We start from the raw sequence: 9,889 nt of genomic DNA on the forward strand, positions 1-9,889 counted from the left end.
CTCATAACGGCGATTTTCGTATGTGAATAATCGCTCGCGGACCTGTTTATCTATCCGGATCGTTGTCCGGCCTCTTGATTTGTGAAAACACGAATGCAAAAAAATAACCGACGCGTTTAAACGTCGGTTATTGCATGGCGCGTATTTTGCCCTAACTTGGGAGCAAAAAACAAGATGTTAAACCGCTTGAAACAATATTCTTATGGCAGTTTGATCTAAACGGCTATTCCCGCATGCTATCAGCGCTGAGCGGCAGTTTCTACCCGCTCAATCGCTGCCCACATTTTGTCTGAATTCAGCTCAACAGGCAGATAATGAATTGACTCACTCGGCTTCAGAATTCGGTTAATCACCAGCTCAATGGCAGCGCGGTCATTGATATCAACATCTAGTGCCGCCAGATGTGTCGGTAAGCCCAATTGATTAAATGCTACAATCAGTGATTGTAAGGCTTCATCCTGCTCCAACAAGGCGGTCTGCACCAATATTCCATAGGCGACTTTAGTGCCATGCAGGAAATGTTCAGTTTGTGGCAATAGTGTCAAACCGTTATGTACCGCATGCGCAGCCGCCACTCGGGTATAGCGCTCACCCAGCCCACCGACCATACCACCACCGGCAATAATGGCATCGACCACATCCAGGAAATTTTGTGTCAACTCACCCTGTTTCACCGCTTGCAATGCGGCTTCACTCTGTTTGAGCAACACATTGCGAATCTCCAAGGCAGCCTGTAGCCCCAAACGAACCGTCAAAGATAAAGTTTCTGGTTGTGGGCTAAGAACTACCGCCTCGTACCATTTCGCCAGGGTATCGCCAATCCCAGCCAGCAGATATTCCACTGGCGCTTGCAAAATAATGCGCGGCTCGACTAATACTAAGTGATTGGCATCTTTGAAAATTTCGAAATTCAGTGCTTGTCCAGCATCGTTATACCAAACTGAAAGCGGTGTCCAGGCCGCACAGGTCGCGGCAATAGTGGGGATTGCCACCAATGGCAAGCCAAGTTTACGTGCCACCACTTTTGCCGTATCTAATACCGCCCCGCCCCCAATACCTATCACGACCTGGCGATCACTGCCCGCCGCACTCACCAAATCAGCCACAGTAGATTCACTGCAATGGGTCGAAAATGAAGCGCGCACCGCCTGAGGGCTGTTAAATTCTGCTGGCAGATAATCAATGGCCGCGGCTAAAGCGCGCGCTCCATAGATCCACAGCGCATTTTCCAGTGCCACCTGAGGATAAAACTCACTCAGTTTGCCGATAGCGCCTGGAAAAGAAAAATAGTTGGCAGGCCCCACCTGCACTCGGATTGCGTTCGTGCTCATGCCCCTGTTCCTTTTAAATCATTATTTATTTTAAGTTGTGATGTCATCTGCGTTTTCCCATCTTAAGGGCATACTTATCATTGTTTAATAATTTTTTGATATACCTTAACTATTTTAGTTTGTTGCGAATAATAGAAACTGTGTTAAAAAAGAATGATATCAGCAGCATTATTGACTGCCTGTTTCGTTACAATCTTTTATAGGGCAGTCATTGAAATTATGTCTACCATCACTCCCGCCCGCCTTGAGATGCGAAATATCTCTATCTCGTTTTCTGGATTTCATGCCCTGCAACAAGTTGATTTCACACTGGAAGGTGGTTCGACTCATGCATTAGTCGGTGCTAATGGTGCGGGTAAATCGACCTTGATGGCGATCCTTTCCGGGGCTCACAATCACTATCGCGGTGAGATCTTCATTGATGGTCAGCAGGTAGATATTCACTCACCACGTCAGGCAAAACAGCATGGTATTCATGTGGTTCAGCAAGAAGTTGATGTTGCGCTGGTGCCAACTCTGTCGGTAGCAGAAAATATTATGCTGGATACGCTGGCTGAACAGGGTCACCTGTTTAACTGGCCGCAACTGTACCGTCAGGCAGAAGCACTACTCGAGCAACTCGATCTCAAATTGAATGTGCGCCAGCGCCTGGAATCCTGCACATTAGCCGAAAAGCAGCAGGTGCTGTTGGCCCGTGCCCTTTCCCATCAATGCCGTTTTCTGATTCTGGATGAGCCCACTGCGCCACTGGATCAAGAAGAGAGTGCGCGTTTGTTTAGAGTGGTTCGCCGCCTGCAATCCGAAGGGATAGCCATCGTTTTCATTTCGCACCGCATTCATGAATTACGGGAAGTTTGTGATCAATTGACCGTATTACGCGATGGCCGCAAGGTCAGCCATGATGCAATGGGTGACCTGAGTGGTGAACAAATTGTCGAAAAAATGCTCGGCCATACCTTGGATGATATTTACCCCCCTCGACGAACCGCTTTCAGTGACAAAACCTTATTGTCCGTTAAGGGGTTACATGACCAACACAAGTTACGCGATATCTCCCTGACATTGCGTGAAGGGGAAATATTGGGGATTGCCGGGTTAGCTGGCGCGGGTAAAACCGAATTATGCAAAGCCTTGTTTGGCGCCACGCCGAGCCGGGTTGATCAGGGTGAATTACAGGGTAGACCGTGGAAACCACGTTCGCCAGACCGCTCTGTCGCGCAGGGGTTGGCTTTGGTGCCAGAAGAGCGACGTAAAGAAGGCATTTTTATCCACGAAGGTATCCCGATGAACCTGAGTGTGGCCGCTGATGACAGCTTTTCGCGCTGGAGTATTTTTAGCCGTCGCCAGGAGTTGAATTGGGCCAAAGAGCTCATTCAGAGACTGGGAGTCCGCACCTCGTCGCCGCAACAAAAACTGGCCCGTTTATCGGGGGGAAATCAGCAAAAAGTGGCGATAGGCAAGTGGCTGCGCGGGAATGCCCAAGTGCTGATTTTTGATGAGCCAACCAAAGGGGTGGATATCAAAGCCAAACAGGATCTATTCAATCTGATTGATGGGTTAGCGCAGCAGGGAAAAGGTATTATTTATGCTTCCGGTGAATTCTCTGAATTAGTCGGTTTATGTGATCGTATCTGTGTGTTGTGGGATGGGCGTATTGTGGCTGAACTGAATGCCGCCGATGTCGATGAAGAAACATTATTACTATTTTCAACCGGAGGAACCCCTCAGTGAGTAAAGAAATACCCCTGCCAGACGCGCAGCCGTGGCGTCACCAGTTGTTTGATTTTCTCTACAAATGGGGGATGTTACTCACCGTTGTGGCGCTAATCGCGTTATTTGGGCTAGCCTCAGACAATTTTCTTGATCCCAACAATATCATCAACATTTTACGCTCCATTGCCATTGTGACGGTGATTGCCATCGGCGTGTCGATTTCCCTGTCGATTGGCGGCTTTGACTTATCGGTCGGTTCCACCGCGTCGCTGGCGAATGCCATCGTCGTATCACTGTTTGTCTGGTACGGGTTTGGCACTACCGGAGCCATCATCCTGACCTTGCTTATTTGTACTTTGGTGGGGCTGTTTAATGCCTTTCTGATTGTGGTGCTGAAAATCCCCGATATGCTGGCAACCCTGGCCAGCCTGTTTGTGATTCAGGGCGTGGCCATGACGTACAGTTATGGCGGCTCTATCACGCAGAATATGCTGCTACCCAGCGGCGATATGGCGGAAGGCGTCATTCCTGAGATGTTTTCAGCACTGGGTCAAGTGCCGGTGATAGTGCTTATTATGTTGGCGGTAACGATTGTAGTGCAGTTGTATTTGTCGCTGACCAAACATGGCCGACGGATGTATGCCATCGGTGGGAATCCGGAAGCGGCACGTTTGGCAGGCATTCGAACCGTGCGTTATCGGGTGCTGGCTTATGTATTGTCATCTCTGCTAGCGGCACTGGGTGGAATTTTGCTGGCATCCAGGATTGGCTCATCACAAGTCAATGCCGGCGGCGGCTATCTGATGGATGCAGTGGCAGCAGCCTATATTGGTTTTTCACTCGCAGGGTCCGGTAAACCCAATGCCTTCGGCACCTTAATTGGTGCGGTTATCCTTGGTGTGCTGCAAAACGGGCTGGTGATGCTGTCAGTGCCTTACTACGCGATGGATATCATCAAAGGATTGGTTCTCGCGATGGCGCTGGCACTGACCTATATTCATCAGAAGCGGTGATATACAGATAAGTGAAAGGCTGTACGTAGTATGCAGCCCTTTCATTTGACTAATTCAAAGGCATCCGGTTGGGGTCGGGATACTGATATTCAAACCCCAACTCACTGCAAATCTTACTGCCATCAATCTCGCGTGGTGCTTCCTCTGCCTCTTCTGGTGCAAACTCAGGTGGTGTCAGTTGTAACCCACGTGCGCACTCAGGGTAAAAATCGCGTTTGCGCGGATGGGCTGGCGCGCACAGGTTGTAAATATGGCCGCCTCTAGGCAGATTGAGCAGTAATTCGATGGCGGAGATGACATCTTCCTGATGCACCAAATTAACGCCCTGCGAACCGCCTTTCACATTGGTTTTACCCGCAAGGAAACGGCCCGGATGGCGATCTGTCCCCACCAGCCCCGCCAGGCGTAAAATATCCACCGAGGTATTGGGTAATTTGTGCAACCAGAGTTCGAGCTCTGCCAGAGTTTTACCTGCAGTAGTCACCGGTTGTAGAGGGGAGTTTTCTTTTATTCGGCCACGGGTTTCGCCATAAACCGAAGTAGAGCTGGTAAAAATAATGCGTGGTACACCGAACGCTAACGCACTGTCGACCACCATCTGCACCGCTTGAAAATACTGTTCGCCCCCATCAGCTGTACGGCTAGCTGGCAAAGTGATAACCAGTGCATATACCGTCATTAACTGTTCTAAATCATCTGGGTCGCAAATCAGCTCCGGCGTCAGTTGCAGTTGATAGCAATTAATTCCGCTCATTCTGGCAGCTTCAACACCATCTGGCGTGGTTTTACTTCCGACAACCTGCACGCCACGACGGACCAGTGATTGCGCCAGTGGCATGCCCAGCCAGCCCAAACCAATAATGGCTACTTTTTTCATCTCAATTACCCTCGACCGGTTCATACCGACAACCCACTCCATACTAATAACCTACGCCAACCAATGTCACCTAACAATTACTCGATATTATGCGCGTGTTTTTATTTGTCGGCGTAATGACTATACGTAACAATTTCCTGCTTAAACTGACAGAAAAATGAGAGATAACCGCTAAAAAGAAAACGATTACTGGCCGATAAACCGCAACTTACCATTATGAAATAAAGCCGTCAGGTGAAAAAAAGGTTGCGCGCTACCCGCAGGATGGTTTACGTTGATTGACAGAAATTATGGCACGTCGCAAATATGGCTATTCTGATTATGTCAGGAAGCCCACACAGAGAAGCTACTATGAATCGCGTTCAATTTAATCACCATCATCACCATCATCCTGACTAGTCTTGCAGGCCGATGTGTGCTGGAAGACGGTTAACGAATCTTCCAGGTGGCGGTAGAACGCAATAGAGAAAGCCCTCGGAAGATTATCTTCCGAGGGCTTTTTTGTTGCTCACCATTTTATAAAGTTAAAAGAGAAGAGGGTTTACCATGCTGGATAAAACACGTTTACGCATTGCGATGCAGAAATCAGGTCGCCTCAGTGACGATTGCCATGAGCTGTTGTCGCGCTGCGGGATTAAAATCAATTTACAACAACAACGCCTGATCGCCTTTGCTGAAAATATGCCAATCGATATCCTGCGTGTACGTGATGACGATATCCCAGGGCTGGTGATGGATGGAGTAGTTGATTTAGGGATCATTGGCGAAAACGTACTGGAAGAAGAGTTGCTGAGCCGCCGTGCTCAAGGCGAAGATCCGCGTTACTTCACCTTACGCCGTCTGGATTTTGGTGGTTGTCGCCTGTCACTGGCTGCATCGCTGGATACCGAATATACCGGCCCACAATGTTTACAAAATAAGCGTATCGCCACCTCTTACCCACACATTTTAAAGCAATACCTTGATAAACAAGGTGTGACTTTTAAATCCTGTTTGCTGAACGGTTCAGTTGAAGTGGCACCACGTGCCGGTTTGGCCGACGTCATCTGTGATCTGGTATCAACCGGTGCCACCCTCGAAGCTAACGGCCTGCGCGAAGTCGAAGTGATTTACCGCTCTAAAGCTTGCCTGATTCAGCGCGATGGCGAAATGCCAGCGGACAAACAACAGCTGATTGACCGCCTGATGACCCGAATTCAGGGTGTGATTCAAGCACGCGAATCCAAATACATCATGATGCACGCGCCAAGTGAACGTCTGGACGAAATCATCACGCTGCTGCCGGGTGCCGAGCGCCCTACCATTCTGCCATTGGCCGGTGACAAGAGCCGCGTAGCGATGCACATGGTGAGTAGCGAAACCCTGTTCTGGGAAACCATGGAAAAACTGAAGGCGCTGGGTGCCAGCTCTATTCTGGTATTACCGATTGAAAAGATGATGGAGTAAAGAATGCAGCCGACGAATTTCAATACCCTAATCGACTGGCAGCAATGCAGCGAAGAGCAGCAAAAAGCGCTGTTGAGCCGCCCGGCTATTAATGCTTCTGAGCGAATCACCGCAACAGTCAGTGAAATCCTTGACCGGGTGAAAGCCGAGGGCGACAGCGCCTTGCGTGATTTTAGCCAACGCTTTGATACCGTGCAGGTGGCTGATATTCGCATCAGTAGCGATGAAATAGCCGCTGCTGCCGGGCGCTTAAATGACGACATCAAGCAAGCTATGGCGCAAGCGGTACGTAATATTGAAATCTTCCATAACGCGCAAAAAATGCCAGTGGTGGATGTTGAAACTCAACCGGGCGTGCGTTGCCAGCAAATCACCCGCCCGATTGCTTCCGTCGGCCTGTATATTCCCGGCGGTTCTGCTCCGCTACTGTCTACCGTGTTGATGCTTGGCACCCCAGCGCGCATTGCCGGTTGCCAGCGCGTTATTTTATGTTCTCCTCCGCCTATTGCTGATGAAATTCTGTATGCAGCGCAATTGTGCGGTATTCAGGAAGTGTTCCAAATTGGCGGAGCGCAGGCGATTGCTGCCATGGCATTTGGCAGCGAATCAGTGCCGAAAGTGAATAAAATCTTTGGGCCGGGCAATGCTTACGTCACAGAAGCAAAACGTCAGGTCAGCCAGCGTTTGGACGGTGCCGCAATAGATATGCCAGCGGGCCCATCTGAAGTATTGGTTATCGCTGACAGCGGTGCGACACCGGCGTTTATCGCCTCAGACTTGCTGTCTCAGGCCGAGCACGGCCCAGACTCACAAGTGGTGTTACTGACACCAGATGCCGCGATTGCTCAGGCCGTTGCGGTCGAAGTTGAACAACAACTTCAGCAGTTGTCGCGCGCCGACATTGCCCGTCAGGCACTGGAAAGTAGCCGTTTGATCATCACCAAAGACTTGCAGCAATGTATTGATATCAGTAATCAATACGGGCCAGAGCACTTGATTCTGCAAATACGCCAGCCGGAAGATATTATCGATAAGATTGATAATGCCGGCTCAGTATTTATGGGTGACTGGTCGCCAGAATCAGCGGGTGACTATGCCTCTGGCACCAATCACGTATTACCGACTTATGGTTACACCTCAACCTATTCCAGCCTGGGACTGGCTGATTTTGTTAAGCGCATGACCGTGCAGCAATTAACCCCGCAAGGCTTGCTGGGTCTGGCATCAACCATTGAAACGCTGGCTCAGGCTGAACAACTGACCGCCCATAAAAACGCCGTTACCCTACGCGTCGCTGCCCTGACAGCCGCCCAAAAGGAGCAAGCATGAGCCAATCTTACAATGTCACTGAGCTGGCCCGCGCCAACGTCCGTGCCCTGACCCCTTATATGTCTGCCCGCCGCCTGGGCGGTAATGGCGATGTATGGCTCAATGCCAATGAATACCCATTAGCGACGGAATATCAACTAACGGCGCAGACCTTCAACCGCTACCCTGAATGCCAGCCTAAATTGGTTATCGAGCGTTACGCTGCTTATGCCGGTTTAGCAACGGAGCAAGTCTTGGTCAGCCGAGGGGCTGATGAAGGGATTGAGCTGCTAATCCGCGCCTTCTGCGAGCCGGGTCAGGATGCCATTCTGTTCTGCCCACCGACCTATGGTATGTATGCCGTCAGCGCCGAAACTTTTGGTGTTGAATTGCGCACCGTACAAACGAAAGCAGATTGGCAGCTAGATTTACCGGCGATTAAAGCCAGTCTGGACCGAGTGAAACTTATCTATATTTGCAGCCCGAATAACCCAACAGGTAATTTGATCAACCCGGCTGATTTGCGCGAAGTACTGGAGTTGGCACAAGGCCGCGCTATTGTGGCTATTGACGAAGCCTATATTGAATTTTGTCCACAAGCTTCGGTGAGCAGTTGGCTAAAAGATTATCCGAATTTAGTCATTTTGCGCACCTTATCGAAAGCCTTTGCATTAGCTGGGTTACGTTGTGGCTTTACCCTGGCGAACAGCGATATCATCCAATTGCTGCTTAAAGTGATTGCGCCATACCCACTATCCACACCGGTGGCGGATATCGCCGCGCAGGCACTCAGCCCGCAGGGCCTGGAGCAAATGCGCCAAAGAGTCAGCGAAGTAACAGCCAATCGTGCATGGCTGCAAAATGCGCTGCAAGAGTGCGCCTGTGTTGAGCAAGTATTTACCAGTGAGAGTAACTATTTACTAGCGCGCTTCACCGCCTCCAGCAGCGTATTCAAAACACTGTGGGATCAGGGCATTATTTTGCGCGATCAGAACAAGCAACCAAGTTTGTCCAATTGCCTGCGTATCACAATAGGTACCCGTCAGGAATGTGAGCGTGTGATTGCCGCCCTTGCTCCTCTGCCTGGCGTTGATAGCCCGAATAACACCAATACCGCCAGCCTCCGTAAGGAAACGATATGAGCCAGAAATTTCTTTTTATTGACAGAGACGGCACCCTGATTGCCGAGCCACCGGAAGACTATCAGGTTGACCGGCTGGATAAACTGGCACTGGAGCCAGATGTAATCCCGGCATTATTAGCGCTGCAAAAAGCGGATTACCGTTTGGTCATGATCACTAATCAGGATGGCTTGGGTACCGCCAGTTTCCCGCAAGAAACCTTTGATCCACCACACAACCTGATGATGCAGATTTTTAGCTCTCAGGGGATCAATTTTGAGCAGGTTTTGATTTGCCCACACTTACCGGCGGACAACTGCGCTTGCCGTAAACCCAAAACCGCCTTAGTTGAAAGCTATTTGACCGAAGGCGTAATGAATAGTGCCAACAGCTATGTTATCGGCGACCGCGAGACTGACCTGCAACTGGCGCAAAATATGGGCATCAGTGGCTTGCGTTATCAGCGCGATGGCTTGAATTGGTCACAAATTGCCAAGCAACTGACCCAGCGTGATCGCCATGCTCACGTTAACCGCGTCACGAAAGAAACTGCCATTGATGTCGATGTCTGGCTGGATCGCGAAGGCGGTAGCAAAATAAAAACCGGCGTCGGTTTCTTCGACCATATGTTGGACCAAATCGCGACTCACGGTGGCTTCCGCATGGATATCCAGGTCAGTGGCGACCTCTATATCGATGATCACCACACCGTAGAAGATACCGCACTGGCCCTAGGCGAGGCGATTAACAACGCCCTGGGCGACAAACGCGGTATTGGCCGTTTTGGTTTTGTACTGCCAATGGATGAATGCCTGGCTCGCTGCGCACTGGATATTTCCGGTCGACCACATTTGGAATACAAAGCGGAGTTTAACTATCAGCGCGTCGGCGACCTGAGCACCGAGATGGTCGAGCATTTCTTCCGCTCCCTCTCCTATGCTATGGCCTGCACTCTGCACCTGAAAACCAAAGGCCGCAACGATCACCACCGGGTAGAAAGTCTGTTTAAAGTGTTTGGCCGTACCTTACGCCAGGCAATCCGTGTTGAGGGTAATACCCTGCCAAGTTCCAAAGGGGTGC

At 50.2% G+C, this 9,889-nt stretch carries 9 protein-coding genes and 1 other annotated feature; of the genes, 7 read left to right on the forward strand and 2 right to left on the reverse strand.

Features of this window, described 5'->3' with window-relative positions; all coding sequences use genetic code 11:
• Positions 1-239 precede the first annotated feature (239 nt).
• Positions 240-1,331, reverse strand: a complete 1,092-nt coding sequence (locus tag ACNSO8_RS03430) for an oxidoreductase (protein WP_050160024.1) — start codon at positions 1,329-1,331, stop codon at positions 240-242.
• A gap of 219 nt (positions 1,332-1,550) precedes the next feature.
• Between ACNSO8_RS03430 and ACNSO8_RS03435 the strand changes: the two genes are divergently transcribed.
• Together ACNSO8_RS03435 and ACNSO8_RS03440 are read left to right on the forward strand one after the other, a co-directional pair.
• Complete coding sequence (locus ACNSO8_RS03435; RefSeq protein WP_026018017.1) at positions 1,551-3,062, forward strand: sugar ABC transporter ATP-binding protein; 1,512 nt, start codon at positions 1,551-1,553, stop codon at positions 3,060-3,062.
• The gene (locus ACNSO8_RS03440; protein ID WP_019081008.1) at positions 3,059-4,057 is read left to right on the forward strand and encodes an ABC transporter permease; all 999 of its coding nucleotides are present in this window, start codon (positions 3,059-3,061) and stop codon (positions 4,055-4,057) included. Before ACNSO8_RS03435 ends, ACNSO8_RS03440 begins: the two co-directional genes overlap by 4 nt.
• Before the next feature lie 49 nt (positions 4,058-4,106).
• On the opposite strand, the gene ACNSO8_RS03445 is transcribed toward ACNSO8_RS03440, so the two are convergent.
• Positions 4,107-4,934 (reverse strand): SDR family oxidoreductase, encoded by an 828-nt coding sequence (locus ACNSO8_RS03445; RefSeq protein WP_418393827.1) that lies wholly within the window; start codon positions 4,932-4,934, stop codon positions 4,107-4,109.
• A 351-nt stretch (positions 4,935-5,285) separates the two neighbouring features.
• Between ACNSO8_RS03445 and hisL the strand changes: the two genes are divergently transcribed.
• The 5 genes from hisL to hisB form a co-directional block, all read left to right on the forward strand.
• A complete protein-coding gene (gene hisL, locus ACNSO8_RS03450; RefSeq protein ID WP_002231208.1) occupies positions 5,286-5,333 on the forward strand; it encodes a his operon leader peptide in 48 nt (15 codons plus the stop codon).
• Positions 5,309-5,439 (forward strand) — a sequence feature (His leader region). (Overlaps the previous gene by 25 nt.)
• Positions 5,440-5,480: 41 nt before the next feature.
• Positions 5,481-6,380, forward strand: a complete 900-nt coding sequence (gene hisG / locus ACNSO8_RS03455; RefSeq protein WP_004388789.1) for an ATP phosphoribosyltransferase — start codon at positions 5,481-5,483, stop codon at positions 6,378-6,380.
• Between the two features lie 3 nt (positions 6,381-6,383).
• Positions 6,384-7,709 (forward strand): histidinol dehydrogenase, encoded by a 1,326-nt coding sequence (gene hisD / locus ACNSO8_RS03460; protein ID WP_019082771.1) that lies wholly within the window; start codon positions 6,384-6,386, stop codon positions 7,707-7,709.
• Positions 7,706-8,830, forward strand: coding sequence for a histidinol-phosphate transaminase (gene hisC, locus ACNSO8_RS03465; protein ID WP_046051257.1), 1,125 nt, complete (start codon positions 7,706-7,708; stop codon positions 8,828-8,830). The genes hisD and hisC overlap by 4 nt, the downstream gene beginning before the upstream one ends.
• The coding region (hisB, locus tag ACNSO8_RS03470) for a bifunctional histidinol-phosphatase/imidazoleglycerol-phosphate dehydratase HisB (RefSeq protein ID WP_418393828.1) at positions 8,827-9,889 on the forward strand (1,063 nt) is incomplete at its 3' end. The genes hisC and hisB, both read left to right, overlap by 4 nt.

Source organism: Yersinia sp. LJYL362 (genome assembly GCF_048323875.1).

Excerpts from the sequence above, each read along its gene's own strand:
- ACNSO8_RS03430 (WP_050160024.1), bottom strand. The coding sequence starts at position 1,331 with ATGAGCACGAACGCAATCCGAGTGCAGGTGGGGCCTGCCAACTATTTT.
- ACNSO8_RS03435 (WP_026018017.1), top strand. The coding sequence starts at position 1,551 with ATGTCTACCATCACTCCCGCCCGCCTTGAGATGCGAAATATCTCTATC.
- ACNSO8_RS03445 (WP_418393827.1), bottom strand. The coding sequence starts at position 4,934 with ATGAAAAAAGTAGCCATTATTGGTTTGGGCTGGCTGGGCATGCCACTG.
- hisG (WP_004388789.1), top strand. The coding sequence starts at position 5,481 with ATGCTGGATAAAACACGTTTACGCATTGCGATGCAGAAATCAGGTCGC.
- hisD (WP_019082771.1), top strand. The coding sequence starts at position 6,384 with ATGCAGCCGACGAATTTCAATACCCTAATCGACTGGCAGCAATGCAGC.
- hisC (WP_046051257.1), top strand. The coding sequence starts at position 7,706 with ATGAGCCAATCTTACAATGTCACTGAGCTGGCCCGCGCCAACGTCCGT.